32 protein-coding genes and 1 pseudogene are annotated in these 25,106 nt (G+C 70.7%); 14 read left to right on the plus strand and 19 right to left on the minus strand.

Annotated elements, in window-relative coordinates:
- The 3 genes from ACZ6K0_RS16350 to ACZ6K0_RS16360 all read left to right on the plus strand — a co-directional run.
- On the plus strand, window positions 1-633 hold a 633-nt coding region (locus ACZ6K0_RS16350), incomplete at its 5' end, for a GntR family transcriptional regulator (protein ID WP_469576235.1).
- A gap of 33 nt (window positions 634-666) precedes the next feature.
- A complete protein-coding gene (locus tag ACZ6K0_RS16355; RefSeq protein WP_469228621.1) occupies window positions 667-1,173 on the plus strand; it encodes a hypothetical protein in 507 nt (168 codons plus the stop codon).
- Between the two features lie 364 nt (window positions 1,174-1,537).
- Complete coding sequence (locus ACZ6K0_RS16360; RefSeq protein WP_469576372.1) at window positions 1,538-1,711, plus strand: helix-turn-helix domain-containing protein; 174 nt, start codon at window positions 1,538-1,540, stop codon at window positions 1,709-1,711.
- 43 nt (window positions 1,712-1,754) lie between these two features.
- Here the strand turns inward: ACZ6K0_RS16360 and ACZ6K0_RS16365 are convergent, their stop codons facing one another.
- From ACZ6K0_RS16365 to ACZ6K0_RS16375, 3 genes are all read right to left on the minus strand, one after another.
- Window positions 1,755-1,964 (minus strand): hypothetical protein, encoded by a 210-nt coding sequence (locus ACZ6K0_RS16365; RefSeq protein WP_469228620.1) that lies wholly within the window; start codon window positions 1,962-1,964, stop codon window positions 1,755-1,757.
- A 29-nt stretch (window positions 1,965-1,993) separates the two neighbouring features.
- Entirely contained in the window at window positions 1,994-2,518 is a 525-nt protein-coding gene (locus ACZ6K0_RS16370) for a glycine-rich domain-containing protein (RefSeq protein WP_469228618.1), read from the minus strand.
- Window positions 2,519-2,657: 139 nt separating this feature from the next.
- Window positions 2,658-3,122, minus strand: coding sequence for a DUF6415 family natural product biosynthesis protein (locus tag ACZ6K0_RS16375; protein ID WP_469228617.1), 465 nt, complete (start codon window positions 3,120-3,122; stop codon window positions 2,658-2,660).
- A 177-nt stretch (window positions 3,123-3,299) separates the two neighbouring features.
- On the opposite strand from ACZ6K0_RS16375, the gene ACZ6K0_RS16380 reads away from it, so the two are divergent.
- The gene (locus ACZ6K0_RS16380; RefSeq protein WP_469228615.1) at window positions 3,300-4,556 is read left to right on the plus strand and encodes a Twin-arginine translocation pathway signal; all 1,257 of its coding nucleotides are present in this window, start codon (window positions 3,300-3,302) and stop codon (window positions 4,554-4,556) included.
- Window positions 4,543-4,857 (plus strand): 4a-hydroxytetrahydrobiopterin dehydratase, encoded by a 315-nt coding sequence (locus ACZ6K0_RS16385; RefSeq protein WP_469228613.1) that lies wholly within the window; start codon window positions 4,543-4,545, stop codon window positions 4,855-4,857. Before ACZ6K0_RS16380 ends, ACZ6K0_RS16385 begins: the two co-directional genes overlap by 14 nt.
- Before the next feature lie 216 nt (window positions 4,858-5,073).
- Here the strand turns inward: ACZ6K0_RS16385 and ACZ6K0_RS16390 are convergent, their stop codons facing one another.
- The 4 genes and pseudogenes from ACZ6K0_RS16390 to ACZ6K0_RS16405 form a co-directional block, all read right to left on the minus strand.
- Window positions 5,074-6,465 (minus strand): VanZ family protein, encoded by a 1,392-nt coding sequence (locus ACZ6K0_RS16390; RefSeq protein WP_469228612.1) that lies wholly within the window; start codon window positions 6,463-6,465, stop codon window positions 5,074-5,076.
- Between the two features lie 80 nt (window positions 6,466-6,545).
- Window positions 6,546-6,908 carry a hypothetical protein gene (locus tag ACZ6K0_RS16395; RefSeq protein ID WP_469228610.1) on the minus strand — a complete coding sequence of 121 codons (363 nt, stop codon included), beginning with the start codon at window positions 6,906-6,908 and terminating at the stop codon, window positions 6,546-6,548.
- A 499-nt stretch (window positions 6,909-7,407) separates the two neighbouring features.
- A pseudogene (locus ACZ6K0_RS16400) lies at window positions 7,408-7,485 on the minus strand (tyrosine-type recombinase/integrase); the annotation flags it as partial.
- 267 nt (window positions 7,486-7,752) lie between these two features.
- A complete protein-coding gene (locus ACZ6K0_RS16405) occupies window positions 7,753-8,151 on the minus strand; it encodes a hypothetical protein (RefSeq protein WP_469228609.1) in 399 nt (132 codons plus the stop codon).
- 133 nt (window positions 8,152-8,284) lie between these two features.
- Between ACZ6K0_RS16405 and ACZ6K0_RS16410 the strand changes: the two genes are divergently transcribed.
- Complete coding sequence (locus ACZ6K0_RS16410) at window positions 8,285-8,497, plus strand: hypothetical protein (RefSeq protein WP_469228607.1); 213 nt, start codon at window positions 8,285-8,287, stop codon at window positions 8,495-8,497.
- 224 nt (window positions 8,498-8,721) lie between these two features.
- Here the strand turns inward: ACZ6K0_RS16410 and ACZ6K0_RS16415 are convergent, their stop codons facing one another.
- On the minus strand, window positions 8,722-8,913 hold the full coding sequence (locus ACZ6K0_RS16415) for a hypothetical protein (RefSeq protein ID WP_469228606.1): 192 nt from the start codon (window positions 8,911-8,913) through the stop codon (window positions 8,722-8,724).
- Between the two features lie 118 nt (window positions 8,914-9,031).
- Here ACZ6K0_RS16415 and ACZ6K0_RS16420 point away from each other — a divergent pair, with 118 nt between their 5' ends.
- Window positions 9,032-9,565 carry a DUF4231 domain-containing protein gene (locus tag ACZ6K0_RS16420; protein ID WP_376404903.1) on the plus strand — a complete coding sequence of 178 codons (534 nt, stop codon included), beginning with the start codon at window positions 9,032-9,034 and terminating at the stop codon, window positions 9,563-9,565.
- A gap of 57 nt (window positions 9,566-9,622) precedes the next feature.
- Here ACZ6K0_RS16420 and ACZ6K0_RS16425 read toward each other — a convergent pair whose 3' ends face one another.
- Entirely contained in the window at window positions 9,623-10,072 is a 450-nt protein-coding gene (locus tag ACZ6K0_RS16425; RefSeq protein ID WP_376404901.1) for a lamin tail domain-containing protein, read from the minus strand.
- Between the two features lie 155 nt (window positions 10,073-10,227).
- Here ACZ6K0_RS16425 and ACZ6K0_RS16430 point away from each other — a divergent pair, with 155 nt between their 5' ends.
- Complete coding sequence (locus ACZ6K0_RS16430) at window positions 10,228-11,037, plus strand: MBL fold metallo-hydrolase (protein WP_469228603.1); 810 nt, start codon at window positions 10,228-10,230, stop codon at window positions 11,035-11,037.
- Here ACZ6K0_RS16430 and ACZ6K0_RS16435 read toward each other — a convergent pair.
- Window positions 10,979-11,737 carry a GntR family transcriptional regulator gene (locus ACZ6K0_RS16435; protein ID WP_376404896.1) on the minus strand — a complete coding sequence of 253 codons (759 nt, stop codon included), beginning with the start codon at window positions 11,735-11,737 and terminating at the stop codon, window positions 10,979-10,981. The genes ACZ6K0_RS16430 and ACZ6K0_RS16435 overlap by 59 nt on opposite strands.
- Before the next feature lie 188 nt (window positions 11,738-11,925).
- Between ACZ6K0_RS16435 and ACZ6K0_RS16440 the strand changes: the two genes are divergently transcribed.
- Together ACZ6K0_RS16440 and ACZ6K0_RS16445 are read left to right on the plus strand one after the other, a co-directional pair.
- A complete protein-coding gene (locus ACZ6K0_RS16440) occupies window positions 11,926-12,147 on the plus strand; it encodes a hypothetical protein (RefSeq protein WP_469228602.1) in 222 nt (73 codons plus the stop codon).
- A gap of 102 nt (window positions 12,148-12,249) precedes the next feature.
- Window positions 12,250-12,513: a DUF2277 domain-containing protein gene (locus tag ACZ6K0_RS16445; protein ID WP_376404892.1), complete on the plus strand. Its 264-nt coding sequence runs from the start codon at window positions 12,250-12,252 to the stop codon at window positions 12,511-12,513.
- Here the strand turns inward: ACZ6K0_RS16445 and ACZ6K0_RS16450 are convergent.
- The 3 genes from ACZ6K0_RS16450 to ACZ6K0_RS16460 all read right to left on the minus strand — a co-directional run bounded on the left by ACZ6K0_RS16450 (window position 12,473) and on the right by ACZ6K0_RS16460 (window position 14,686).
- On the minus strand, window positions 12,473-13,096 hold the full coding sequence (locus tag ACZ6K0_RS16450; protein WP_376405220.1) for a DedA family protein: 624 nt from the start codon (window positions 13,094-13,096) through the stop codon (window positions 12,473-12,475). The two genes, ACZ6K0_RS16445 and ACZ6K0_RS16450, sit on opposite strands and share 41 nt — an antisense overlap.
- Window positions 13,097-13,361: 265 nt before the next feature.
- Window positions 13,362-13,847, minus strand: a complete 486-nt coding sequence (locus ACZ6K0_RS16455) for a DoxX family protein (RefSeq protein WP_469228600.1) — start codon at window positions 13,845-13,847, stop codon at window positions 13,362-13,364.
- Window positions 13,848-14,035: 188 nt separating this feature from the next.
- The gene (locus ACZ6K0_RS16460; protein WP_469228599.1) at window positions 14,036-14,686 is read right to left on the minus strand and encodes an HNH endonuclease family protein; all 651 of its coding nucleotides are present in this window, start codon (window positions 14,684-14,686) and stop codon (window positions 14,036-14,038) included.
- Window positions 14,687-14,906: 220 nt separating this feature from the next.
- Between ACZ6K0_RS16460 and ACZ6K0_RS16465 the strand changes: the two genes are divergently transcribed.
- Window positions 14,907-15,710: an ABC transporter permease gene (locus ACZ6K0_RS16465; protein WP_469228597.1), complete on the plus strand. Its 804-nt coding sequence runs from the start codon at window positions 14,907-14,909 to the stop codon at window positions 15,708-15,710.
- 128 nt (window positions 15,711-15,838) lie between these two features.
- On the opposite strand, the gene ACZ6K0_RS16470 is transcribed toward ACZ6K0_RS16465, so the two are convergent.
- Both ACZ6K0_RS16470 and ACZ6K0_RS16475 read right to left on the minus strand, forming a co-directional pair.
- On the minus strand, window positions 15,839-16,507 hold the full coding sequence (locus ACZ6K0_RS16470; RefSeq protein ID WP_376404883.1) for an HAD-IA family hydrolase: 669 nt from the start codon (window positions 16,505-16,507) through the stop codon (window positions 15,839-15,841).
- 155 nt (window positions 16,508-16,662) lie between these two features.
- Entirely contained in the window at window positions 16,663-17,583 is a 921-nt protein-coding gene (locus ACZ6K0_RS16475) for a peptidoglycan-binding domain-containing protein (protein ID WP_469228596.1), read from the minus strand.
- 349 nt (window positions 17,584-17,932) lie between these two features.
- Here ACZ6K0_RS16475 and ACZ6K0_RS16480 point away from each other — a divergent pair, with 349 nt between their 5' ends.
- Complete coding sequence (locus ACZ6K0_RS16480) at window positions 17,933-20,002, plus strand: MDR family MFS transporter (protein WP_469228594.1); 2,070 nt, start codon at window positions 17,933-17,935, stop codon at window positions 20,000-20,002.
- 97 nt (window positions 20,003-20,099) lie between these two features.
- Window positions 20,100-20,906, plus strand: a complete 807-nt coding sequence (locus tag ACZ6K0_RS16485; RefSeq protein WP_469228592.1) for a hypothetical protein — start codon at window positions 20,100-20,102, stop codon at window positions 20,904-20,906.
- Window positions 20,907-20,936: 30 nt separating this feature from the next.
- Here ACZ6K0_RS16485 and ACZ6K0_RS16490 read toward each other — a convergent pair whose 3' ends face one another.
- Both ACZ6K0_RS16490 and ACZ6K0_RS16495 read right to left on the minus strand, forming a co-directional pair.
- A complete protein-coding gene (locus ACZ6K0_RS16490) occupies window positions 20,937-21,431 on the minus strand; it encodes a GNAT family N-acetyltransferase (RefSeq protein WP_469228591.1) in 495 nt (164 codons plus the stop codon).
- A gap of 29 nt (window positions 21,432-21,460) precedes the next feature.
- Entirely contained in the window at window positions 21,461-21,796 is a 336-nt protein-coding gene (locus ACZ6K0_RS16495) for an antibiotic biosynthesis monooxygenase family protein (RefSeq protein WP_469228589.1), read from the minus strand.
- A gap of 157 nt (window positions 21,797-21,953) precedes the next feature.
- Here ACZ6K0_RS16495 and ACZ6K0_RS16500 point away from each other — a divergent pair, with 157 nt between their 5' ends.
- On the plus strand, window positions 21,954-23,153 hold the full coding sequence (locus tag ACZ6K0_RS16500; RefSeq protein WP_469228587.1) for a serpin family protein: 1,200 nt from the start codon (window positions 21,954-21,956) through the stop codon (window positions 23,151-23,153).
- Between the two features lie 44 nt (window positions 23,154-23,197).
- Here ACZ6K0_RS16500 and ACZ6K0_RS16505 read toward each other — a convergent pair whose 3' ends face one another.
- Together ACZ6K0_RS16505 and ACZ6K0_RS16510 are read right to left on the minus strand one after the other, a co-directional pair.
- Window positions 23,198-23,866, minus strand: a complete 669-nt coding sequence (locus ACZ6K0_RS16505; protein ID WP_376404869.1) for an O-methyltransferase — start codon at window positions 23,864-23,866, stop codon at window positions 23,198-23,200.
- Window positions 23,863-25,062 carry a DUF2330 domain-containing protein gene (locus ACZ6K0_RS16510; RefSeq protein WP_469228585.1) on the minus strand — a complete coding sequence of 400 codons (1,200 nt, stop codon included), beginning with the start codon at window positions 25,060-25,062 and terminating at the stop codon, window positions 23,863-23,865. The genes ACZ6K0_RS16505 and ACZ6K0_RS16510 overlap by 4 nt, the downstream gene beginning before the upstream one ends.
- Window positions 25,063-25,106: the final 44 nt, after the last annotated feature.

Consider the following 25,106-nt stretch of genomic DNA (forward strand, 5'->3'; position numbering starts at 1 on the left):
ACGTCGAACGTCGTGCGCCGGGCTCAGGAGCTACTGATCTCGCAGGGGGTCCTGGAAGGCCGTGCGGGCTCCGGTACGTACGTGGCCGAACCCCGTCAGCGTGTGCGCGTGGTCCGGTCGTCGGCGCGCGAGCAGCGGGGAGGTTCTCCGTTCCGCGCCGACATGAACGCCGTGGGGAAGCTGGGGGACTGGGAGAGCCGGACCGAGGCCAAGGTTTCTGCGCCGGCGGAGATCGCGGCGCGTCTCGGTATCGCCGAAGGGGACCTGTGCGTCCGCACCATGTACGAGTTCCTTGCCGACGGTCGGCCCGTACAGCTGTCTACGAGCTGGGAGCCATACGACCTCACGGCCGGCACCGTCGTCGTTCTTCCCGAGGGAGGGCCGCACGCTGGGGTGGGCGTCGCGAATCGCATGGCTGAGATCGGCATCACGGTCAGCCATGCAGTGGAGCAGCCGGAGCCGCGGCAGGCCACCGCCGAGGAGGCGTCGCTCCTGGGGATCCAGAAGGCCTCTCTCGTGACGCACATCCGGCGGACGTACTACAGCGAGCAGGGGCGGCCCGTGGAGACCGCTGACATCGTCGTGCCTGCCGCTTTGTGCGAGATCGTCTATGAGGTACCAGTCAGTCGTTGACAGGCAGCGCCAGTCGACGCGGGAGGGGTGGGCGTGACAGGTGATCTCCAGTTCAGCTGGGAGCTGGGCGGATCTGGATGGGCCGCGTGTCGAATCGCCGACACTGCTGCGGAGCGGAAGTACATCGTCAGCTACTGCACGGACGCTTTGGCCGACTTGCTGTTCGGGGTGACGGGTCTGTACGGGACTTCGTCCGTGCAGCGGGTTTCCTTCGACCTCGAACCGGCCGAGGTGAGGTGGCGGCTCCGGCGCCGCGGGGCAGACGTGTACATCGCTATCTACTCGTTTCCGGACGTGAGCACGAGCTGGGACGCACCCGACGGGGAGGGCACCCTGTCCTGGAGCTCCACACAACCCCGCCGTGTGTTCAGCCACGCAGTCATGGAAGCCGCCCAGGCTGTACGCAGCCTCCATGGCGAGGCCGGCTACCTAGCGAAATGGCATCGGTACCCGTTCCCTGTCGCTGCGCTGCAAGACCTACGGCGACTTCACCAGCGAGACGACGAGTGCGAGCAGTGCCGGAGCAGTCTCGATTTCTGACATCACCAGCTGACATCAACGGGCCCGGACGTGGGCGGTGTCAGGCGGTCGCCGACGGTGTGGTGACATGCGGTCGAGGGCTCTGTGTGGCGGGCCCAAGCGAACTTACAAAGCAGATGTCGGCGGTTCGAAACCGTCCGCGCCCACCAGGAGAAACAGCAGGTGAAAGCCTGTTGCGGCCCCTCAGTCGAAATCGACTGAGGGGCTGTTCTGCGTTCGGATGCCACATAGATGCCACATCCCCATGGAGTCGGACCTGATGGATGTGGCGAAAGGGGATGTAGGCAGCATCGTTCGCCGCGTGCCACGCTCTACGGAATCCCCCGACTGGGTCGCCGCGCGCCGGTGAACCATCGGCGCCCAGATCAGAGCGGCACGCCTCCACGCAAACTTGAGCCAGGAGCAGGTAGCCCACGCGATCCCGATGGACCGGGCCACGTACGTTCGCATCGAGCAGGGCCAGTCCAGCCCGCTTCTCGACACCCTGCTGCTCATCGCTGACGCGCTCGACGTGCCCCTCGCGGAGCTGGTGAGGTAGCCCCGGCCCGGGGGACGGTCCGGCCGGGGCGGTCCTCGAACTGCTATCCCGCGATGATGAAACCGCGGGTGGGCCGGTGGCGGTCGGCAGCTGCCACGCGGGCGAGCACGGCCTCAGTGATGTCCCGCCGGTCGACCGGGTCGATCACTCTCCACTCACCCGCCCGGTTCTTAGGGTCCACCGGTTCGAAGGCCCCGGGGATCCCGTACTTGCGCATCGAGTCGTGCAGTGAAGAAACGTTGCGTGCGTCCATGACTCTCCGTCCGTCGGCAGGCGTCGAGCCTATTCCTCGGGAGGGAGCGAGGCGCAGCTGCCGGGGTTGATCGGGCCGCAGCCGCCGGGCGGGGTGTGCCGGACTACCCCGACCAGTTCCCCGACGCGACCCGTCCAGAGCTCGGCGTCGGGGGTGTAGCCGGCCTGTTCGATGAGGGCGATGGTGCGCGTGATGACGTCCGGGTCGTGGCGGGCCGCGTCGGGGCGCTCGGGGTAGTGGTGGACGAAGCGGCCAAGGCGGCTACACAGGGTTGCGTACGGGTGCGTGTGGAGGATGAGGGCGTGCCAGCCGGCGTCCACCTCGCTGGTGGGTGGGATACGCGCCGTCGGGAACAAGCTGGCGGCGTGCACGAACTTCGTGGCCTCGGTGACGACCCTCTCAGCCGTCGCGGAGTCCATGCCGGGGTTGTCGTCGAGGACCGTGAGGACCGTGCCGGTGAAGTAGGCGTCGCCCAGCAAGTCTCGGACACCGGGCGGGTTGCCGGGCTCGGGACTGGACGAGCAGGGCGTCGGGTTGCCGGTCGTGCAGGCCATGGTTCCTCCAGGCTGGTGGATTTCCGATGGTGCGTGGACCCGCCTCATGTGGGACGGGAGTCAGTAGTGACGCCGACGACAAGGGCGGCGAGGATGCCGAGAGCGATCAGGCAGAAGAGGGCCTGACGCTTCCACTCGCTCATCGGGCCTTGTGAGCGAGCGGGGGCATGCCGGGGCGGCCCACGAACAACGCGTGGCTCTGTGTCTGATGGCGGCGATCGTGGATCGCCTGGAACATGTCGCGGGCGGCGAGGGCCAGGTGCTTGGCGTACGACCACGGGCCGAGCGGGCCGTCCGCGGGCCCGTCCGCCTTGAGCTTGGCCCAGGTCTCGAGGACTGCCCTTCCGCACAGGGGCCGCTCGGCCTCGGGGATCTCCGTGACGCCGGCGGCGAGCGTGATGCAGTGCGTCAGCAGCCTGTTCGTGAGGGCTGCGAGAGACAGCGCGTCCGGGTGGTGCCGCATGCTCATGGCCTGCCGAATGTCGGCCTCGGCTGCTTCCTCGACGTGGTCTTCCACGGCGTCCGCGACCTGAAGGAGGAGGGCGCCGAGGTGCACCTCGACCGTCTGCTCGGGCGGCCTCTCGTGCTTGATCTGCTCCGGCATCGGCTGCTCCCGTCCATCAAGTTGGAGGGGCATCTCCGTCGTTAGCTGTACGCCCCTTCGGCTACGGGTCGATGATGTGTGAGCACGGCACCGAGCAGATAGGCCATCGAGTGGCCACGCATGGCCACGTCGCGGCCACGGCCCAGAGGCACCGCGATGACACCCCACACTGGCGGCATGAGCCGCAACGACGCCCTCCGCGCCGCCCGCCTCCGGGTCGGATGGAGGTCGGCCGACGCGGCAGCGGCCGCGCTCACCGTGCGCGGCCAGGCCCTCCTCGACGACCTGCATTTCACCGTGTCCCCTCGGACATGGCGCCGGTGGGAAGGGCCCCGCCCCGGGTGGCCGTCGGAAGAGACGGCGCTCGTCTTCCACGACGCCCTCGGGCGGCGGCCGGAGGACCTCGGGTTCACCGCACCGCCGGGCTGGATCCGGCCCGAGCACCACGAAGAGACCACCGTGCAGCAGCAGTCCTTCCTCACCGTCACCGCCGCCGCGCTCGTTCCCGGGCCGCTCGCGGCGCAACAGGTGGATCCCGCGCTCGTCGACTACTTTCAGTCCCAGCTCGAAGGCCACTACCGGGCCGACATGCTCCTCGGCCCCCACGACCTCATCGGCACCCTCGGACCGCAATTCCAGCTCATCGACAAGCTCACCCGCAGCGCGACCGGCGAGACCCGCCGCGGCCTGCTCCGGGTCGGGGCCGCGTACGCCGCGCTCGTCGGCTGGCTCTACCAGGACGCCGGTGACTTGAGTGCCGCGGCGTTCTGGCGGGGCATCACGCAGGAGATAGCACTCCGGGCCCGCGACCCGCACCTCATCGGCTACGCCATGGTCAACAGCGCGCAGGTCCGCACCGACCTCGGCGACGGGGCTGGTGTGGTCGATCTGTGCGAGGCCGCCCTCGACGATGACCAGGTCGTCCCGAAGATCCGGGTCATGGCCATGCAGCAGCAGGCCCACGGTGCCAGCCTCCTGCGTGACCGCGACACGGTGGACCGGCTCATCGATGAGGCCGGCCGGATCCTGCCCCGGGTCGACGATGACCTTCCCTGGGGTAACGCCTGTCGCCGGACCCCTGGGTATCTGAAGGTGCAGCGGGCGACTTGTTACGGCCGACTTGGGCTCGGCGCCGAGGCGAGCGACCTGTGGTCGCAGGTGCTCGACGTCGTCCCGGCCACCGCCCGGCGGGACCGCGGGGTCTACATGGCGCGGTATGCGACGGCGGCCGCGACCGCGCGCGAGCCAGAGCAGGCCGTAGAGATCGCCCGGGACGTTGCAGTGATCGCCGTCGAGACGGGATCTGCGCGGATGCTGCGCGAACTAGCCGCCCTGGAGAGGGCGATGAGGCCGTGGCAGGATGCCCCGGTCGGGCGGGGCATCGCCGAGGCTCTGACGCCCGTGACCGAGGGGATCTGGCATGGGTGTGCCTGAGCCGCTGACCGAGACGGAGATTACGGCCGCGCTGGCTGGCGTGCCGGGGTGGGAGCGCGAGGGAGACACGATCAGCCGTACGTACCCGATCCGGTATCACGCGGCGGTGGCTGCGATCGTGACGATCGCGGACCGGTCGCGGCGGGTTCAGCATCATGCGGACCTGGACCTGCGGATGGACCACCTGCGGGCGGCCATCACGACGTACGACGCGGGCTACCGGTTGACGGCTGCGGACTTCGACCTCGCACAGCGGATCGACGCGATCGTCGCAGCGCACCAGGCTCTTCCGCTCGACTGACCCCGGACGCGACGAAGCCGCCCCCTCCGCCCGGAGGCAGAGGGGGCGTGGACCTATGCGGCGGGCGTGTAGTGGACGACGGTGGTCTCAACCGCTTCCGCGTACACGCTTCAGAGCGTCGACCTCGCCTCGGTCGGCAAGCCTGCCGACCGAGGCGCGCCCGCGCTAGAGCTCGACTTCCGCAATCCAAGTCAAGGGTGTGGACGGCCCCACTGTCTACTGCCCGGGTTCAGGGCCCACTGCCCCCTCTACGCCTGGCAGAGGCTGGTCGCCTTCCGGTGCTGGGATTGCAGAGGCGTTCCGGATGTCACCGGTGGTGGCGTCCACGGTGGCTGACAGCAATAGGTCTGCCTGACGTGCCGCCAGGCGCCAGTGGACGCGCCACTTGTCGTCCTGTCGCTCGACCAGGTAGATGGGCTCTTCACGCTTGCCTGTGCCGGGCTTGAGCTTGTGGTGGGATTCGAATCTCTTCCAGGCGTCGCTCTCGCTGATGTCGATCTGCGGCAGCTTGGGGTCATCGACATGTCGGGCGATGAGGTCGGTCAGGCGGCCGGAGGGTTCGATCAGGATGTCCAGGCGCATGGGCATGAGGAGTTTGCCCTGCCACCGGCGCCATTCGACTACCCAGCCGAGACTTGTACTGCTTGCGTCGACCGGCCAGACCTTGACCTTCGAGCCGCGAAGTGCCCAGGGAGCGGTGCGCTGGGCAAAGAGCGTCGCGACCTGCTGAGCCTGTTCTGCCGTGCCTACTGGGCGACTGGCCTCCGGAATTTTGTATGCATACGTCCCTTCTCCCTGGCTGGTAGGGGTGAAGTGGACCGTGAGCTTCTCGCGGTCGGGCCAGGTCAGTTCGACGAAGCCCCCGGGAAGAGGCGCGTTGATGGTGCTGGGGCCTTCGATGTTGTTGTGGAAATTCGCCTTGTCGACGATGTGGGCGTCACCGAAAGTATTCTCAAGCGCTGCGTTGAGGGCCCGAAGTTGTTCAGGACTTGCGGTGGGGGTCGCGGTGGGCAGGACAGCGCGTACCGGCTCGATGGCCGTTGCCCACGCCACGGTGATGAGCAGCAATGCGGCGGTACCTGCGATGGTGCCGCGCCGGACCGCCGTCTGAGCAAGCGGGGTGCCTTGATGGATTCCGCGGCAGATGACGGTGCCGATGGCGGCTCCTGCCAGAACCCCAACGCTGTTGGCAGCAAGATCGTCGGTGTCGCAGAGGCGGGTGATGAAAGGCATCGTGGCCTGCGCGGTCTCCACCGCCGCAGTGAACAAGACTCCGACCGCCGAACTGAAGAGGGGGCGCCTGGTGGCAAGTACGGCGAACAGGCCGAATGGAGCGAACAGCAGAACGTTGAGTTGCCCCTGCGTCGTCGTGAATGTCTCGGCAACGGCGGGGTTGATCGTGCATTCGTAGGTCAGGATCCCACTGCCGCCCCACGTGGTGAGGAAGGCTGGCCCAACGGTCGAGGATGCCCACAGTCCGTAAAACGCAGCTTGAGGGCGATCGATGCGCCGTGCGGCCACGAGATAAACGACGGCGCCGGTTACGAGGGTGGCTGTGATGGCGAACCCGAGAAAGTCGAGATCGTGTTGAAAAACGGCTTTGATCACGTGAGGGCCTGTTCGCAGGAGAAGGCCCGTCCATACCCTCTAGTGAGGTACGGACGGGCCCTGGTATCTGTTGGCGAGGTCTAGCAGGGGTCTGACGCCGGCGTGGTGTAGGTGGTTCCGCCGCTGGTGTAGAGCTTGCCGATGATCGCGGAGCAGCTCGCGCTGATGCCAGCGCTCCTGTTGTAGTGGGCGGGGGCGGCGGTCATGTTTTGCATTGCCCACCAGTTGGTGATGGAAAGACGCTCGTAGCCGAGCTTTGCGTCGAGGGGGCCACTGCGGGTGCGGTAGTAGTTGACGCTCACGTAATTCCCGGAAGGGTTCGTGCCCATAGAAAGAATGCCGTTGTCCAGCTTGGTGCATCGGTCAAAGGTGGTGATCTTTCCGTCGCTGGGGCACGAAGTTGCGCCAGCTGCTGCAGCCGGAATGGCGCCGAGGCCAAGCATTGCGGCTGCGGTTGTACCGACGACGGCTGCACCTATACCAAGTCTCACGAAAGTCCCTTTTCGTCCTCGATCATCAAGCGAACCTGTCGATCCTATGTATTGCCAGGGTCTGGGGTAGGCGTGAAATCGGCCATGTTTGATGTGGTGGCCAACTATTGTCGGCGAGGGTGAGGAAGGGGCGGCCGCGCCGACGAGATGCAGGGGGGTGCCTGTCTCGTGCCCGCGTGCGACTGTGCTGGCGTCAGCCGTCTGGGTGATCACACTCACTGGAGAAACGCTCGGTCTCGGCCCCCTCCGCCCAAAGGCGAAGGGGGCGTGGTGCTTCAGCGGGCGGCGAGTTGTCAGAGGGCGACTAGGACGCCAGCGCTCGCAGTGAGGGCGGCGATGCTCGCGAGCGGCCACCTGCTCTTACAAAGTAGATGTCGGCGGTTCGAAACCGTCCGCGCCCACCAGTACAAAGGCCCCGGACCGATCATGGTCCGGGGCCTTTGACATCCACGATCTGGCAGTGCCCGAGGATCTCCATGACGACGCGGGGAGCGACGCCGGCGGCGGTGAGGAAAGTCGCGGGGAGGTGGTGAGGAAGTCGCCCGTCCGGCTCGGAGGGTCTCGCCGGAGTCGATCGCGGTCGACTGGCCACACACCGGCAGAGGCTGAGGGCCGGATGTCCGCGGTTTACGCGATCCGCCTCCTGGGCGCAGTCGTTGGGAACGGCCCCACGTCCGAAGCCACGACGGCGATCTCCCTCGTCCAACACCTACTGGACCCCGAGACGCCGGACGAGGAGTCCTCGGAAATCCCGGAAGCGCTGCAACGAGGCTTGGTGAGTGGTGGGCGGGGTGGGTCAGACGCCCGACTTTGCTGTCGGGACAACCACGATCTGATTCTCGTCCTCGTAGATGACCCGGCCGGGGTTCGAAGACGCCAAGCGACGGCACTCGACACCATGTGCGGCGAGAAGCTCCAGGTATCCGTCCACACGCTTGATGAGACCTTCAGCGGACGACTTGAACCAGGCCACGGCGCCGGGGTTCACCTCGGGGTCGTACACATCCGGGTCGATTGTGCTCGGATTTGTGTAATTGACGTCGTACCAGTCGTTGTTGGACCTCCAGAACCGGTACTGCTCGTCAGTCAACTTGCCCTGTGCCGCGAGCTCATTGGCAAGAATGAAGACGCCGGGGAAGTGTCCTCGTGAATGCCTTACCGTTCCCTGGAACCGGACATACAACGCTTGTTCCACGATCGCTCCCTCGCACCGATCTTCACCGCCGAACGCGGATCCTAGGCGTAGCTACCTGCCCCTGCCCCTGCCCGCAGCGCGATCTGTGCGTCCGTACCGTGCACGAGTTCGTGTCTCGATTGAGGGGGAAGCGATGGAGTCGCTCGGATATCTCGTCGGCGGCCTGGTCTGGGGCGCCGCGATCGCCGCGCTGCTGGTGACGGTGCTCGGCTCGCTCCTGGTCGTTCGGTGGCGGCGCAAGGCGATCGCCGCCTTGGAACGCGCAGAACGTGATGCGGATGCGCTGCGGGGTTCTGCGCGGGTGGCTGGGGATGACGGGTTCCCGGAGGCGTCGCGGGAGGTCTGAGTTCGGGCGACACACGTGGGGAGTAGGCCGTTCGGAGCGGTGTGCCTCCGTGCTCCGGTCCGCTGCGCTTGCGCCTCCCCTGGCGCGGCGAGCGCTGGGAGGATTCCGTGCGTCCGAACGGTGGCGATGCCGGAGATGGAAGCCGGCGAGGCGACGACTGCCGGCGCGAGCAGTGCCGGGACAGCCCTGAGCGCTGACATCGGCCGGTGACGGCGTGGTCGGGGTCAGGCCTTGATGACTTCGACCTTCTTGTCCCCGGCGCTTGCCTCGACGAGCGGCTTGACCGTGCCGGTCTCCCGGTCGCTGGCCGTGGTGGCTGTCGCTGCCGGGAGGGCCAGGGCTGCCGCGGCGGCCGCGAGGAGGGCGAGGGCGATGGCGGACTCGGTCGTCTTCGTCGTGCGGAGGGGGTGGGCCATGGTGTCCTCCCTGAGGGTCACTGGTCGAAGGTGGGATGAACGTACCTTGGGGCGGGGTGGGGCGTGGGGGAATGGGGAGAGTTGACGTGGGCCTGATCGGGCGGGTGTACTCCGGGGCATGGCTGAGGTGGGGGACGCGCCCGAATCCGCGGTGCAGAGCGGTGAGATGACGCCGCAGCGGTACATCGAGACCAGGCTCGTGCAGTACCAGGAGTGGTACGACACCAAGGCGACCCGGATGAAGGCGATGCATCTGCGGATGCGGACCGTGTCCGTCGTCGGTGGGGCGCTCGTGCCGGTGTTCGTGAACGTGGACCTCGCGTTCGCGCGGGTCACAGCCACGGTGCTGAGCGTCGTGGTCGTCGCCGCCGTGTCGCTGGAGAGCGTGTACCGGTACCGGGAGCAGTGGAAGAACTACCGGTCGACCGAGCAGCTGCTCGGGCACGAGCGCGTGTACTTCGAGACCAAAGTGGGGCCCTACCACGGCCTGTCGAGGCGCGAGGCCTTCTCCGCGCTCGTCGCCCGGGTCGAGCGGGCCATCGCCGGTGAGAATTCGGCGACGTTGAATGTGATGACGCTTGGTGGGCAGGTCAATGCCGATGTGGCGCAGCATGGGGTTCCCGCCGCCCGGCAGGAGTCGGAGCCTTCCTGAGGCGGCCGCGGGCCCCGGGTGCGCCGGGGCCCGCGGTTCGTCAGGTGCGGTGCGGGGTCAGCACCACTTGTAGTCGACCCGCGTCGAGTTGTACGAGCAGTTGTCGACCCACGTGCCGTTGCTCTTGCGCAGCGTCGCCGTGTCCTTGTCGTTGTTCCAGACGTACGCGCCGCGGTTCTGGTAGACGTTCGCGGACGTGTTCGTGCCGCGGCCCGTGCGGACCGTCACGATCTTGCCCTTGCCCAGGGTGAAGGACCCGAAGGTGTACTTGTGGTTCGCGGCGTCCGTGACCGTCCAGCCCCGCAGGTTCACCGCGGCACCGGTCGTGTTGCGTATCTGCACGTACTCGCCGTTGAGGCTCGTGTTCGAGCGCAGGTCCGAGCCCGGGCTGTCGTAGTAGATCTTGTACAGGTGGACCGAGCCGGCGGCCTGGGCCGGCGAAGGCAGCAGCAGGACGCCGGAAGCGGCGGCCGCGGTCAGCGCCGCGAGCGTGCGTGCACGAAGCATGAATGTCCCTCAGTTTCTGCCGGGCACCCGCCGATGGGGCCCGGCGAGCACACAGGATACGCACGTCCTTCACCCCTTCCGCACAAGTTCGGCCAAGGGGGAGGGAGGGGGAGGAGGAAGGGGAGGGCGGTGTGGCGTTCGCCTAGTTTGGGGTCATGGATCGTGACGTACTGCGGATCACCGTTCTCGGGTCCGCCACCCCCTTTCCCCGGCCCGGCAATCCCTGCTCCGGGTACCTCGTCGAGGGCGGCGGCGTCCGTGTCTGGGTGGACGCCGGCACCGGTACCCTCGCCGAGCTCCAGCGGTACGCCGCCCTCGGCGACATCGACGCCGTCTGGATCTCCCACCTGCACGCCGACCACAGCGCCGACCTGCTCACCGCCTATTACGCCTTGTTGTACGCGGGGCTGGACGTCTCGGTACCGGTGGCCCTCTTCGGGCCCGCCGGCATCGCCGACCGGCTCGCCGGGTTCCTGACCAACGGGGCCGAGCGCAGTCCCGTCGAAAGCGCCTTCGCCATAGAGGAGTTGTGCGACGGGCATGTGGCGAGGATCGGTGGTCTCAGCCTTTCGGCCCGGGCCGTCGACCATGGCGGCCTCGACGCCTTCGCGCTGCGCGTCGAGGACCAGGACGGGCGTTCCCTGGTCTACTCCGGCGATTGCCGGCCCTGCCCCTCCCTTGTCGAACTCGCCCGCGAGTGCGACCTGTTCGTCTGCGAGGCCGATGGGGACGTGGCCGGGCACCACTCCGCCGCACAGGCGGGGCGGAGCGCCGCCGAAGCCGGTGCCGGGCGGCTCGTCGTGACCCATGTCGGGTCCGGCGTCGAGCCCGGCGAGGCCGTCGCGATGGCCGCCGCCGAGTTCCCCGGCGACGTCGCCCACGCCGACCCCGGCGCCCGCTTCGAGGTCACGCGTCGAAGTCGTACTCCAGCACGTACGACGACGAGTCGAGCGTCATCTCGTTGAGCTCCACCGCGACCCCGGGGCCCGTGTACGCCGTACGCCCGATCAGGACCACCGGCGTGCCGAACTCCAGGGCCAGCCGCTCCGACTCGTCCGCCGTAGGCATCCGGCAGCGGATCTCCTCACGGAACCTCACCGGCCCGTGCCCCAGCTCGGTCAGCCGGGCGTACGTGCCGCCCGGACCCGTGTCCGGCTCCGTGATCGCCGTCCCGCGCACCAGCTCCGCGGAGAGGTACGAGACCGACAGCAGCACCGGCTTGGCGTCCAGGACGAAACGGCGGCTGCGGACGCACACCGGCGCGCCCGGCGCGAGGTTCAGCGCCCCCGCCACCCTCACGCCGGCCTCCGCCTCCGCCACCTCGATCTGGTCGACCACCAGGGTCCGGTCCTCCACGTCCGCCGACCAGACCGAGCGCCCGCTGCCCCAGTGGTCCCCGGCGAGGCGCGGGATGCCCCGGCGGCGCAGCGGGCGGAAGACCCGGACGAAGACCCCCGCACCCTTGCGGGCCTCGGCGAGACCCTCGGTGCGCAGGACGGAGAGGGCTTGGCGCGCCGTCATCCGGGCCACGTCGTACGTCGACATGAGGTCGTTCTCGCCGGGGAGCCGGTCGCCCGGCGCGAAGGCGCCCGACTGGATCGCGGTTCTCAACTCATCGGCGATGCGCTGGTACTTGGGCCGGCGAACACTGTCCTGGTCAGTCACGGGTGGACCACTCCCTTCATCTGCGGGACACCCTAGGCGCACCCCCGGGCCAGGGTGCACACGTGTGCGCCGTCCCGCCGGGTCGATCCATCCATCGGGGGACATCTCTAGAGATACGTTGACAGGGCGGGGTGGCGCCGCTTCTCTTGTGGTCCCCAGGCTTCAGGAATTCGGGACGGAGGGGATGCGTGCAGCCACTGCCGGAGGTCGGTGACCTCGTCCGCGACGCCGCCACCGGGCGGGTCGGCTTCTATGTGGAGAGCGTCTCCGGGCGCTTTCTGATCCGGACCGTCCACGGCGGAGCCGAGTGGGAGGCCGACCCCGCCGACGTACAGCTCGCCACGCCCCTGCGCGAGCTGCGGGCCCGCGCCGCCGAGATCAACGCGCGCAGCAGGCGTGGCCTCTCGTGAGGTGAGGTGAGGTGAGGTGAGGGAGGGGGCGGGTGGGTGCCGTGTTGTGCGGTGAGGTGCTGATTCGGGGCGATTGTCAGTGGGGCGCGCCACACTGGAAGCATGTGCCGCAGCATCAAGACGCTCCGACCGCCCGCGCTGCCCGAGGAGGCGACCGAGGAGGACTTCCGGGCCGCCGCCCTGCAGTACGTCCGCAAGGTCTCCGGCTTCCGCGCGCCCGCCGCCCACAACCGCGAGGTCTTCGACCGCGCCGTGGACGAGATCACCGAGGCGACCGCGAGGCTCCTCGCCGGCCTGGAGGTGCGCGGGGCGCACCCCGCCGCCGTCAGGAGACCGGAGCCGGAGCCGCAGCCGGACGCCGTATGAGGTACGCGGCGAGGCCGCCCGCCAGGAAGAGCGCGAGGGTCGACACCCCCGCGCTGAACCAGGTCGCGCCCAGCCACTGCCCGCCCAGCCAGCCGAGCCCGACGCTGTAGGACGCCCAGGTCACGCCCGCGAGCGCCGACCACGGCAGGAAGTCCTTGATCCTCCGCTTGGCCGCGCCCGCGCCCAGCGAGACCACGGAGCGGCCCGCCGGGGCGAAGCGCGCGAGCACGACGAGCAGCCCGCCGCCCCGGGCCAGTGCGGTGCCGAGACGTTCCTGCGCCAGGGAGAGGCGGCGCGAGCGGGCGATCGCCCTGTCCAGCCTGGCGCCGCCCCGCCGGGCCAGTCGGTACGCCAGGAAGTCGCCGAGTACGGAAGCGGTGGCCGCGCAGAGGAGCAGCGGGAGGACCGACGGCACGTCGGGGGAGGCCGCGGTGGCCGTCGCCGCGGCCGTGGCGGCGGTGATCACCAGGAAACCGCTCGGCAGCACGGGCAGGAAGACGTCGAGCAGGATCGACGCCGCCACCACCGGGTAGATCCACGGGCCGGCGGTCAACGACCGCAGCGAGCCGAGGCTGTCGAGCAGATTCACGGGCCAGAGCCTACGCGGGGGTCCGGGAGCCCCTTCCGGGCGGGTGCCGGGATGTGCGTGCGGATGGGTGCGGGTGTGGGGGGAAGCCCCTGCCGGGCCGGGGCGGGGCGGGGTTGGGCTGGGCTGGGGTGGTGTGGGGTGGGGCTGGGGGTGGGGCTGGGGGTGGGGCTGGGGTGTGGTGCGCGGCGGGCCGGGTGCCGCGCACGGAAAAGGCCGGAAACCGCCCTCCGGTTTCCGGCGCCTTCCGTCAGGGCGTGGTTCAGGCCGCGATCGGCGCGCCCTGCTTCTCGTGCTCCTCGCCGGTCCTCGTGGCCGCGCCGCTCCCGGCGCCGAAGAGTCCGTCGAGGGCCAGCGCGCCCGGGCCCGTGAAGACGAGCAGGACGAGGGCCCAGCAGAACAGGGCCGCGGTGTCGCCGCCGTTCTGGAGCGGGAAGAGGGCCTCCGGCTGGTGGACCTTGAAGTACGCGTACGCCATCGAGCCCGAGGCGATGAACGCGGCGCTCCGGGTGCCGAGTCCGGCCAGGACCAGGACGCCGCCGACGAGCTGGATCACGGCCGCGTACCAGCCCGGCCAGGTGCCGGCCGGGACGGTGCCGCCGCCCATCGTGCCGCCGAGGACGCCGAAGAGCGAGGCGGCGCCGTGGCAGGCGAAGAGCAGGCCGACGACTATGCGGAACAGGCCGAGCGCGTAGGGCTGGGCCTGGTTCAGGCGGGCTGTGAGGCTGTTCTGGCTGGTGGTGCTCATGGGGGGAACTCCTTCGGCCTGACCCCGTCCGTGGGGAGGACGGGGTGCGGGGGACGGAAACCGACGAAGCCGTAAGGTTAGGCACCCCTCACTAGTACTTGCAAGTTCAACATTCGGCCACCGGGGAGTGTGTGGTGCGGTTCACTCCCCGGGGCCGCCGTGGTGACGGTGGTTCAGGGGGTGTGTGGTCAGCAGCCGTTGAGGACGGACTGCAGGGCGCTCTTCTCCGCCGAGTCGACGCTGAGGTTCCAGTAGTACTTCACGTGCACCCACGCCCGGGCGTACGTGCAGCGGTACGACGTGCGCGAGGGCAGCCACTCCGCCGGGTCCTGGTCGCCCTTCGACTGGTTGACGTTGTCCGTCACGGCTATCAGCTGCGGCCGGGTGAGGTCGTTCGCGAAGGACTGGCGCTGCGCGGTGGTCCACGCGTTGGCGCCCGAGCGCCAGGCCTCGGCGAGGGGGACCATGTGGTCGATGTCGAGGTCGGAGGCGACGGTCCAGGTGGCGCCGTCGTACTCGGAGTACCAGCTGCCGCTGACCGAGGCGCAGCTGGAGTCGGTGACGACGTTCACGCCGTCGCGCTTGAGGACCGTCTCGCGGGTGTTGCAGGCCCCGGACTGGGTGATCCAGTGCGGGAAGAGATCCCGGCTGTAGCCGGAGGAGGAACCTTCCGCCTTGACCGTGAGGGCGGCGAGGTAGGTGCGGGCGGTGGCCGCGCTGACGGGGGTCGGCATGGCGGCCTGGGCGGCCGGTGCCGTGGCGAGGAGGCCGGTGACGGTGAGGGTGGCGGAGGTGGCGAGTACGGCGAGTCGACGCGCGTAGATCATGCCGACGGGCATGGGAACTCCCTTGAGGTGGGGGGACCTTGGCTGGGTGCCGTCCCCGCGGGGGTGCCGGGCGCTGGCCCGGTCATCGTGGCGGCGCCAGGTTTCGTTGGGGGGTGCGCCAGGTAACAGGGTGGCGACATGAGCACGTCACATCAAGGGGTGCGGCGTGACTGATGGAGCGCCAGATTCCGCCCGGCGTCCCCGCGTTGCGCGAGAGCTCTACTGTGGTCGTGTGCTTCTGGACGTGAACGTCACCTTTGGGGCGGTACTCGCCGTCCTGCTCGCCCTCGCCGCCGGCGTCGTCGCCCTCGCGCACCTCGGCCGGGCCCGCGACACCCTGCTCGCCGGCGTGCGCGCCGCCGTCCAGCTGATCGCCGTCTCGCTCGTGATCGGGTGGGTCGTCCGCTCCGTACCGCTGCTGCTCTGCTTCCTGCTCCTGATGTACGCGGTGGCGGTACGGACGGCGGGGCGGCGGGTCGTGCCCGCCCCGGGGCGCGGCTGGTGGTGGGCGGGCGTGCCGATCGCCGCCGCCGTGGCGCCCGTCGTCCTCGCGCTCGTCGTGACCGGACTCGTACCGGTCAAGGGGATCACGCTCGTCCCCGTGACCGGCATCCTCGTCGGCGGGGCGCTCACGGCCACCGTCCTCGCGGGGCGGCGCGCGCTCGACGAGCTGGAGACGCGGCGGGGCGAGGTGGAGGCGGGTCTCGCGATCGGGCTGATCGAGCGGGACGCGCGGCTCGAAGTGGCGCGGAAGGCCGCGGCGGACGCGCTGCTCCCCGGCATGGACCAGACGCGCACGGTGGGGCTCGTGACGCTGCCGGGGGCCTTCGTCGGCATGCTGCTCGGCGGCGCGTCACCGCTGCACGCGGGCGCCGTCCAGCTCTTCGTGCTCATCGCGCTGCTCGCGGTGCAGGCGGTGGCCGCCGCGACCACCCTGGAGCTGGTCGCGCGCGGCCGGATCACCCGGCCCCGGGAGGCGGGCGCGGAGAGCCCTGCGGCGGGGCGGTGGGGGGAGAGGCCTGGGGCGGGGCGCTGAGGGGAGCCCTGCCCGCCGGGGCGTGAGGGGGTTCCCGCGCCGACGTGGTGGGGCCCCTGTGCCAGGGCCGTGGCGAGGGCTCGCGTCAGGGCCCTGGCGCGAGCCTGCGCCAGGGTGGTGGCGGAGCCCTACGCCAGGGCGGTGAGGGTGATCGTGCCGTCGGTCGCCGTTTCGACCCGCAGTCGGGTGAGGTCCTCGACGTGGAGGTCGGGAGCGAAGGCCGCCGCGCGCGGGCCCACGCCCACGATCCGCATGCCGGCCGCGCGGCCCGCCTGGATACCGGCCTCGGAGTCCTCGAAGACGACGCAGTCCGCCGGGGCGAAGCCCAGCTCGGCCGCGCCCTTGAGGAAGCCCTCGGGGTCCGGCTTGCTGGCCCCGACGGACTCGGCGGTGACCCGGATCCCGGGCATCGGCAGGGCCGCCGCCCCCATCCGTGCCTGCGCGAGGGCCTCGTCGGCCGAGGTCACCAGGGCGTACGGCACCTCGGCGATCGCGGCCAGGAAGGCGGGGGCGCCGGGGACGGGTACGACGCCGTCCAGGTCGGCGGTCTCCTCGGCGAGCATCAGCCGGTTGTCGGCGTAGTTCTCGTCCATCGGGCGGTCCGGGAGGAGGACGGCCATCGTCGCGTAGCCCTGGCGGCCGTGGACGACCTTGAGGACGGCGTCCGCGTCGAGACCCTGCCGCTCGGCCCAGCGGCGCCAGCAGCGCTCGACGACGGCGTCCGAGTTGACGAGGGTGCCGTCCATGTCGAGGAGGAGGGCGCGGGCGGTGAGCTGTGCCGGGGTGGTGGCAGGCATCGGGTCTCCCGAGAGGGGTACGGAGAACGAAGCGGTCCCGCCCGCCGGTCAGGGTGTACGGGCGGGGCCACTTTGTTTTTCTACGATACAAAACCGGAGGGCGTCTTGGCCAACCGGTCCGCGTTCCGTGGTCCCGCGGCCGTCCCGGAGGTGCCTCAGAGCCAGGTGCTCCGCTCCAGTGCCTCGCGCGTGTGGGGGCCGTACACGCCCTTCGGATCTCCCTCGATGAACATCCAGGACTGGTAGCTCTTCACCGCGCGCCAGACCTCCTGGCTGTACTCCCCGTCGATGCTGCCGTGGTACGCCCCCGCGAGGGTCAGGCGCTCCTGGAGCTCCACCACCTCGGGGCCGGTGGAGCCGTAGTCCAGGGTGGTCGTGGGCTCCTCGGTCTCCTCGGGGGCCTGCGAGGTGGGCGGGGCCGTGGTCGCGGTCGACGGCGTCGCGGTCGTCGGGGTGGCCGTGGTGGTGGCGGCCGGAGGGGCCGCCGCGCCGGTCGTGGCGCCGGGGGCCGGGGTGGTCCGGGAGCCGGAAGGGGTGGGCGTGGGTGTGGCGGACGGTGAGGCGGAGGCCGAGGTGGTGGTCGGGCGTACGGACGGGGGCGTCGAGCTCGGCTCCGGGGTCTCGGACGACGCGGAGGGGGACGGGGCCTCCGACACGGCGACGTTGAGGGACGCGCTCGTGGTCACTTCGAGCCCGGAGGCCCGGTCGTCGGACGCGTCCGTGCCGCCGAGGACGGCCGCCGCGAAGGCCGCGGTGCCCGCCACGGCGACGGCGGCCACCGCCGCGACCACCATGCCGCGCCTGCGCCCCCCTGTCGGCTCCCGCTCGGCCGCCGGGTCGACGACGCGGCCGACGCCGTGCAGCAACAGCGGCATGGTCTCGGAGGGGTCGCCTTCGGCGTACGGGTCGGCGTACGGGTCGGCGTACGGGTCGGAGTGCGGGTCGGCGTACGAGGCCGGCCCTGGCGCCGCCCCCGGGCCCTCCGGGCGGATCGCCGCCAGCTGGGCCGTCGGCGGGTCCTCCGCCGCGTAGCTCCCGGCAGGCCCCGCAGGCCCGGCGGGCCCGGCAGACCCCATAAGCCCCGCAGGCCCGACAGACCCCGCAGGCCCGACAGGCCCCATACCCCCCGTCGGCTCCGTCGCGTCCAGCGTCACGTACGGACGGATCCGGAGCGGATCGAAGTCCTCGGCCGCCGCTATCTCCGCCTGGGCGCAGGTGCAGCCAGGTCTTTGTCCACCGCATTCAGGACAGGCATGTCCGGTCATGATGGGTCCCCTCCCCGAGACAACTGCGAGCGATTATGCAGCTTGCCCCTGTTCGGCGCTCCGGCCGGAGGGGGCCGGTAGCACCCCCCAGCAGGCCATATAGGGACATTCGGATCAGGATGGAGGAGTTGTCCGAGGAGCGGCCCGAGGAGACATGCCCATGGCCCAGGAAACGAGCCCGTCCCAGCTCGGTGGCGATCCCCTGCCCGGAGAGGGGCAGAGCCACCGCACGGTCCTCGTCGCGATCGGCGCGCTGCTGCTCGGCATGCTGCTCGCCGCCCTCGACCAGACGATCGTCTCCACCGCCCTGCCGACCATCGTCAGCGAACTCGGCGGCATGGAACACCTCTCCTGGGTGGTCACCGCCTACATGCTGGCGTCCACGGCGGCCACCCCGCTCTGGGGCAAGCTCGGTGACCAGTACGGCCGCAAGAAGCTCTTCCAGGCCGCCATCGTCCTCTTCCTCATCGGCTCCGCCCTCTGCGGCATCGCCCAGAACATGCCGCAGCTCATCGGCTTCCGCGCCCTCCAGGGCCTCGGCGGCGGCGGCCTCATGGTCCTGTCGATGGCGATCGTCGGCGACCTCGTGTCCCCGCGCGAGCGCGGCAAGTACCAGGGGCTCTTCGGCGCCGTCTTCGGCGCCACCAGCGTCCTCGGACCGCTGCTCGGCGGCCTCTTCACCGAGCACCTCTCCTGGCGCTGGGTCTTCTACATCAACCTGCCGATCGGGATCGTCGCCCTCTTCGTCATCGCCGCCGTGCTCCACATCCCGGTGCGCTCCACCCGGCACTCCATCGACTACCTCGGCACCTTCCTCATCGCCTCGGTCGCCACCTGCCTCGTCCTGGTCGCCTCCCTCGGCGGCACCACCTGGGACTGGGGCTCGGCGCAGATCATCGGCCTCGCCGTCCTCGGAGCCGTACTCCTCGTCTGGTTCGTGCACGTCGAGCGGCGCGCCGCCGAACCAGTCCTGCCGCTGAAGCTGTTCCGGATTCGGACCTTCACCCTGGTCTCGGTCATCAGCTTCATCGTCGGCTTCGCGATGTTCGGCGCGATGACCTACCTCCCCACCTTCCTCCAGGTGGTGCAGGGCGTCACCCCGACCATGTCCGGCGTTCACATGCTGCCCATGGTCCTCGGCATGCTGATCACCACGACCGCCTCCGGCCAGATCGTCTCCCGCACCGGCCGCTGGAAGGTCTTCCCGATCGCCGGCACGGCCCTCACCGCACTCGGGCTGCTCCTCCTCAACGAGCTGACGGAGAACACCTCCACGTGGGAGATGAGCATCTACTTCTTCGTCTTCGGCGCCGGGCTCGGCCTCGTCATGCAGGTCCTCGTCCTGGTCGTGCAGAACGCCGTCTCCTACGAGGACCTCGGCGTCGCCACCTCCGGAGCGACCTTCTTCCGCTCCATCGGCGCGTCCTTCGGCGTCGCCGTCTTCGGCACCGTCTTCACCAGCCGGCTCACCAGCAAACTCGACGACGTCTTCGCGAGTGCGGCGGGCGCCGGAGAGGAGATCCCGCCCGGCATCGGCCCCGAACAGGTCGCCGCCGACCCGCGCGCCATCGGCGAGCTCCCGGCCGACCTCCGCCCCTCCGTCCTCCACGCGTACGCCACGTCCATCACCGACGTCTTCCTGTACGCGGCGCCGGTCGTCCTCGTCGCCTTCGTCGTCGCCTGGTTCCTCAAGGAGGACAAGCTGCGCGGCGCGGTCACGGCCCCGGACACGAGCCAGACCCTCGCCTCGAACCCCGTCGAGCGCTCCTCGTACGAGGAATGCGCCCGGGCGCTCTCCCTCCTCGGCTCCCGGGAGGGCCGCAGGGAGATCTACGTGAAGATCACCGCCCGCGCCGGGCTCGACCTGCAGCCCGCCGCGAGCTGGCTGCTGCTGCGGATCCGCCGCCACGGCACCGTCGAACCCGCCCGGCTCGCCGAGACCACCCCCGTACCCCTGCGGGTGATCACGGAAGCCGCCCGGCAGGTGGAGGAGGGACGGCTGGCCACCCGTGAGGGAGTCCAGCTCATCCTCACCGAGGAGGGCGTCGAGGTGGCGACGAAGCTCGCCCATGCGCGCGAGGAGTCGCTCGCCGAGCTGCTCGGCGACTGGTGGGGACCCGACCGGCCGACCGACCTCGTGCAGCTGGTGGAGGAGCTGACGGCGGAGCTGAACGGCTCGGACGGGGAGCGCCCGAACACCCCCGAACCGCCGCGCGACCACCACGCGTAGGGGCGAACTCCATGACGGTGAACCCTGTATGACGGCTGTTCAGGGCCCCTCAGTAGGCTGTCCCCTTCAAGATCGCATCACAGGGGGGATGGGCAGGATGAACAGCGGAGAGCCACGTCAGGGCTGGTCGAACGACGGAAACGGCGGGTACGTCGCGAACGGCGCCTACGGCACACAGATACCGGCCGCTCCGGCACGCGCGGCCTCGCACCGAGGGGCCTGGATCGGCGCGGGCGCCACTCTCGTGGCGGCGGTCATCGGTGTCGTCGGCACGTACCTGGTGAGCAGCGGCAAAACCAACGCGGACCCCGCACCGCCCGCCGCACAGGCACCGGCGACCTCGACCACCACGCCCGGCGAGGAAGTCCGGGGCGGCGACGACGCTCCCTCGGACGCGTCGCAGAGCCAGGGCGCCACGGCCGGCACGGACTCCACGGGCGGTACGGACTCCACGCAGTCCCCGGAGTCGTCGGCTTCGGCGACCCCGCCCACGACCCCGCCCGCCACCCCGCCCGCGAAGCCGGCCGGGACGGTCGAGTGGCAGGGCGCCCTGGCGATCACGTTCGATGAGGACAAGGATCTGGACTCCGCGCCCCCCGTGGAGTCCGAGATCAACGAGGAGAACGACTTCTCCGTCTATCCCTTCGGCACGACCCCCATGCTGCGGCCCGAGGCCGGGGCCAAGTCGCTGGTGTGGAAGGACACGGCGAAGGTGCCGACGCACGCGGACTGCGCCGGTGTCGTCGACACCCTGGGGACGTCGACGGACATGAAGATGAAGACGGGCCTGGTCGTCTGCGCCCGCACGAACGACGGCAGGCTCGCCCGGCTGACCGTCAAGGAAGTGACCGGGCAGGGCTCCGACACGAGCGGCGTCTTCGACGTCGTCGTCTGGAGCGGCTGACCCCTCGGTCAGAGCGCGGTCAGAGCACGGTCAGAGCTGCTTGCCGTACCAGATGTCCATGTACGGCCCTGTGCAGTACGCCGGGATCTCCTCGTACCCGTGCCGTGTGTACAGGGCGCGTGCCTCGACCAGGTCCAGGCGGGTGTTGAGGACCATCCGGCGGGCGCCGAGGCCGCGCGCCGCGTCCTCCAGCTCGCCGAGCAGGGCCCCGGCCCCGCCCAGGCCGCGGAAGGCGTGACGCAGGAAGACCCGGGTCAGCTCGGCGCGCTCGCCGCGCTCGCCGTCGAGCATGAGGACCCCGCCGCAGCCGGCCGCCTTGCCCTCGTACCGCGCGACGAAGAACTGCCCGGTCGGCGGGGTGAGGAGCTCGACCCCGTCGTTGGTCAGCCCCTCGTCGATCTCGGCCCCGGTCGCGGGGCGCTTCCAGTAGCGGCTGGCGACGTCGTCGTAGTAGTCACGGCGGAGGGCGGACGCGTCCGGGGTGTCGACGCGCTCGGTGGAGAAGGTCCAGGTCATGCGCGCCATTGTGCGGCGCGCACGGCCTGGGGCGCAGCTCAGTTCTTCGGGGACGCCTGCTGCACGACCTCGAACGACCAGAGGGTGGACCCGGAAGCGGCCGGCTTCGGACGCTCGCCGCCGCCCTCGCCGCCACCGCCGCCGCCGTGCGCGGCCTTCATGGAGCCGTTCATCCAGTTCTGGAAGTCCTCCTCGCTGCGCCAGCGGGTGTAGACGAGGTACTGGTCGGTGCCCTCCAGCGGGCGCAGCAGCTCGAACCACTCGAAGCCGTCGGATCCCTCCACGGACCCGGCGCGGGAGGCGAAGCGCTGCTCCAGGACCTCACGCTGCTCGGCCGGAACGGTCAGGACGTTGATCTTCACCACACTGGGCACACGACACCTCTCAGTACGTACCTGCAGGCCGGGCGCCGTGCCGGGCCTTGATCATGTGTCTGCAGTCTCCTACACCGGCCGTCGGGACGGCGTGAGCGGTCATCATGCTCATGAGGCACGAGGTACGAGGTACGACGGACGAGACAGGGGGCACGGCATGGTCGGGTTCGAGGTGGCGGGTGGGGCGGACGCGGTACGGAGCCTGGCCGCGCGCTGGTTGAGCCGGCTCGACGGCGAGATCGGCGAGATCAGCGAGAGCGGCGACCGCGGTGACTTCGTCGTGTCGCCCGTCGGGTTGTGGCTGGCCCTCGGGGCCGTCGCCTCCGGGGCGCGGGGGCGGACCGGGGAGGAGCTGGCGGGGCTGCTCGGGGTCGAGGGGGAGGCGGCGGCGCGGGCCGTGACCGAGGTCGGGCGGTGGCTCGGGGGGACGGACGGGGTCGCGGTGGCGACCGGGGTGTGGAGCACGATGCCGATCCTGGACGGCTTCCGGCGCGGGCTGCCCGGGGTCGGCTTCGGGGTGCTGCCCGGCGCGGCCTACCAGGCCCTGCCCGACTCGGTCTTCGGAGCGACGGACGACATGTCGTCGGGGGAGATCCCCGACGCCCAGGAGGAGCTCGACGCGTGGGTGCGGCGGGTCACCGGCGGGCGGATGTCGTCCCTGCCGCTCGACCTCGAAGGGTCCGAGGACCTCGTTCTGCTCAACGCCCTCGCCCTGAAGGCCTCCTGGCGGACCGCCTTCCCCGCGCACCTGACCCGCGACGAGCCCTTCACCGACGGGAGCGGCGTCACCCGGCCCGTACCGACCATGCGGCAGCGGATTCCCGCCGCGTGGGTCCGGTACGTGGACGGGGTCGCCGTCGTCGAGCTGCCGTGCGAGGGCGGGGCCCGGGTGCGGTTCGCGCTGGGGGCGGAGGGCGCCGGACCCCGTGACGTACTGCCGGCCGCCTGGGCCGGGGACGGGGACGGGGGCGGGGCTGGGCCCCGGGAGCGGACGCCGCTCGCGGCCGACTCGGTCGACCTCTTGCTGCCGCGTTTCACGCTGCGGACGAAGACCGACGTCCGCCCGCACCTCGACGCCCTCGGCGTCCGGCTCGCGCTGGGGCCCGAGGCCGACTTCTCCGGGATCTCCGCGGCCGACATGTACATCGACAAGGTCCTCCAGGAGGCCGTCGTGGAGGTCGCCGAGGAGGGGGTCGAGGCCGCGGCCGTCACCCAGGTGACGATGACCCGGACTGGGGCCGCGCCCCGCCCCACCGTGGTGGAGCGGATCGCCTTCGACCGGCCCTTCGGCGTCGTCGTCCTCGACGGCGACGGGGAGGTGCCGCTGTTCGTGGGATGGCGGCAGGACGCCCCCTAGGGCCTGTCCGCCACCCCTGGCTGACGCCCCCTGGCCGACAGGCCCTAGCCGACGACGCGGGCCAGCAGCAGGCCGTCGTGGCCCTTCGTGCCGACCGTCTGGAACGCGGTCGCGTCCAGCCGGGGTTCGCGTGCCACCAGTTCGAACATCTCGCGCGTGCCCGTGATCGCCGGGTCGTCCGGGTGCGCGGTGGCGACCTTCCCGCCGCGCACCACGTTGTCGACGACGATCACCGTGCCCGGGCGGGAGAGCTTCAGCGCCCACTCCACGTACCGCGGGTTGTTGACCTTGTCCGCGTCGATGAAGACCAGGTCGAACGGGCCCGCGCCTTCCGCCTCCAGCTGCGGCAGGCTGTCCAGGGCCGCGCCCGTGCGGACCTCGACGAGCTTGTCGAGGCCGGCGCGGGCGATGTTGGCGCGGGCGACGTCCGCGTGGGCGGGGTCGTACTCCAGGGTGATCAGCCGGCCGTCGGCGGGCAGGGCGCGCGCCAGCCAGATCGTGCTGTAGCCGCCGAGGGTGCCGATCTCCAGGATGTTCCGGGCGCCCTGCATCGCGGCGAGCAGGTGCAGCAGCTTGCCCTGGTTCGGGGCGACCGCGATCTCGGGCAGGCCGGCCGCCGTGGACGCGGCGAGCGCGCCGGTCAGCGCCTCGTCGGCCGGGGCGAGCAGCTCGGTGACGTATCGGTCGACTTCGCTCCACTGAGGGTTCGTCATGCGGGCGAACGTACACCTGGGGTGGGGTCCGGACGGCGCCTCGACGCGCGTACGGCGAGGAGCGTCGCCGCCGTCGCGAGCAGCGCGCCGCCGCCGACCGTCGCGAGCCAGGCGGGGATTCCGCCGCCGAACATCAACAGGCGGTCGTGGTAGACGACTTCGCGGTACGGAGTGTCCGCGACCGCGCGGAGGTGGTGGTCGTCGTCGATGCGGTCGGGCTGCGGGAACCGCTGCTCCAGGGCGGTGAGGTAGGTCGGTCCCGAGCCCGCGAGTCCGGCGACCGCGCCCTCCGGGGTGTCGATCCGGCCCGCGAAGGTGACCTCGGGGCTTTCGCCTCCGATGGGGGAGCGCGGCTCCATCCGGTGGTCGGCGAGGATGTGGAGGCCGAGCGTCTGGGCGTTCTTCGCGAGCCGCGACAGCCGCATGGGGTAGACGAGTTCGGGGGAGGCGAAGGCGATCCGCAGCGGGGTGAGCTCGCCGGAGAGGACCGCGTCCTTCTCCTCGGGCGCGAGGCGGACCGCGACGTACTCCCACTTCCGGTCCACGTACGGGCGCAGCGCGCCGGTGAGCCGTTCGGGGAGTTCGAAGCCGTTGGTGCGGAGCCAGTCGCCGAGGGCGTCGGGGTCGGTGGCGGTCAGCCGGGCGACGTCGAAGGGGCCGAGCCGCTCGCGGCCGACGAGCCCGACGCCGGCGTCCGCGCCGGGGGGCGGGGCTCCGACCCCGGCTCCGTCGCCGTAGTCGTCGTCGAACGGCCAGTCGTCCTCGCGCGGCCAGAAGTAGTGGCGGTCGCGCTGCTCGGGCTCCGTGAGCCGGTCGAGCGCGTCGAAGAGCGCCGGGTCGCCGAGGGACACGTCGGCCCGGGCGGGCACCGGCATGATCCAGGCGGCCCGCCGGGCGTTCCCGTGGACGCGGAAGCGCATGACGACGGTCTCGGTGTCGCCGTCCCAGTGGACGGCCGACTCCTCGCGGTCGACGCCGATGCGTTCGGCCTTGTCCGGGATCATGGCGCCGCAGCCGCAGGCGTACGCCGGTGCGACGAGCTGGCCGAGTTGGAGCGCGAGCAGCGCGATGACGATGGTGACGACTCTGCCGGCCAGGGCCCGGCCGGTCAGGCTGGTGGCCAGGGCCCGGCCGGTGGCCAGGAGTCTGGTGGCCAGGAGTCCGGTGGTCGGGCTTGTTCCGTGTGTCCCCCGCATGTGGGGTCGGACGCCGCCCGTGGTGATCCGGTTCCGCCGGGCGC

It is taken from the genome of Streptomyces sp. NPDC042346, assembly GCF_055581845.1.

Coding starts and splice junctions, on each gene's coding strand:
- ACZ6K0_RS16475 (WP_469228596.1), bottom strand. CDS start 17,583: ATGGGGTCTGCCGGGCCCGCCGGGCCTGCGGGGCCTGCCGGGAGCTAC.
- ACZ6K0_RS16395 (WP_469228610.1), bottom strand. CDS start 6,908: ATGCTTGGCCTCGGCGCCATTCCGGCTGCAGCAGCTGGCGCAACTTCG.
- ACZ6K0_RS16430 (WP_469228603.1), top strand. CDS start 10,228: ATGGATCGTGACGTACTGCGGATCACCGTTCTCGGGTCCGCCACCCCC.
- ACZ6K0_RS16380 (WP_469228615.1), top strand. CDS start 3,300: ATGAGCCGCAACGACGCCCTCCGCGCCGCCCGCCTCCGGGTCGGATGG.
- ACZ6K0_RS16445 (WP_376404892.1), top strand. CDS start 12,250: ATGTGCCGCAGCATCAAGACGCTCCGACCGCCCGCGCTGCCCGAGGAG.
- ACZ6K0_RS16480 (WP_469228594.1), top strand. CDS start 17,933: ATGGCCCAGGAAACGAGCCCGTCCCAGCTCGGTGGCGATCCCCTGCCC.
- ACZ6K0_RS16455 (WP_469228600.1), bottom strand. CDS start 13,847: ATGAGCACCACCAGCCAGAACAGCCTCACAGCCCGCCTGAACCAGGCC.
- ACZ6K0_RS16470 (WP_376404883.1), bottom strand. CDS start 16,507: ATGCCTGCCACCACCCCGGCACAGCTCACCGCCCGCGCCCTCCTCCTC.
- ACZ6K0_RS16460 (WP_469228599.1), bottom strand. CDS start 14,686: ATGCCCGTCGGCATGATCTACGCGCGTCGACTCGCCGTACTCGCCACC.
- ACZ6K0_RS16500 (WP_469228587.1), top strand. CDS start 21,954: ATGGTCGGGTTCGAGGTGGCGGGTGGGGCGGACGCGGTACGGAGCCTG.
- ACZ6K0_RS16425 (WP_376404901.1), bottom strand. CDS start 10,072: ATGCTTCGTGCACGCACGCTCGCGGCGCTGACCGCGGCCGCCGCTTCC.
- ACZ6K0_RS16365 (WP_469228620.1), bottom strand. CDS start 1,964: ATGGACGCACGCAACGTTTCTTCACTGCACGACTCGATGCGCAAGTAC.
- ACZ6K0_RS16415 (WP_469228606.1), bottom strand. CDS start 8,913: ATGGCCCACCCCCTCCGCACGACGAAGACGACCGAGTCCGCCATCGCC.
- ACZ6K0_RS16370 (WP_469228618.1), bottom strand. CDS start 2,518: ATGGCCTGCACGACCGGCAACCCGACGCCCTGCTCGTCCAGTCCCGAG.
- ACZ6K0_RS16505 (WP_376404869.1), bottom strand. CDS start 23,866: ATGACGAACCCTCAGTGGAGCGAAGTCGACCGATACGTCACCGAGCTG.
- ACZ6K0_RS16485 (WP_469228592.1), top strand. CDS start 20,100: ATGAACAGCGGAGAGCCACGTCAGGGCTGGTCGAACGACGGAAACGGC.
- ACZ6K0_RS16385 (WP_469228613.1), top strand. CDS start 4,543: ATGGGTGTGCCTGAGCCGCTGACCGAGACGGAGATTACGGCCGCGCTG.
- ACZ6K0_RS16410 (WP_469228607.1), top strand. CDS start 8,285: ATGGAGTCGCTCGGATATCTCGTCGGCGGCCTGGTCTGGGGCGCCGCG.
- ACZ6K0_RS16420 (WP_376404903.1), top strand. CDS start 9,032: ATGGCTGAGGTGGGGGACGCGCCCGAATCCGCGGTGCAGAGCGGTGAG.
- ACZ6K0_RS16510 (WP_469228585.1), bottom strand. CDS start 25,062: ATGCGGGGGACACACGGAACAAGCCCGACCACCGGACTCCTGGCCACC.
- ACZ6K0_RS16490 (WP_469228591.1), bottom strand. CDS start 21,431: ATGGCGCGCATGACCTGGACCTTCTCCACCGAGCGCGTCGACACCCCG.
- ACZ6K0_RS16375 (WP_469228617.1), bottom strand. CDS start 3,122: ATGCCGGAGCAGATCAAGCACGAGAGGCCGCCCGAGCAGACGGTCGAG.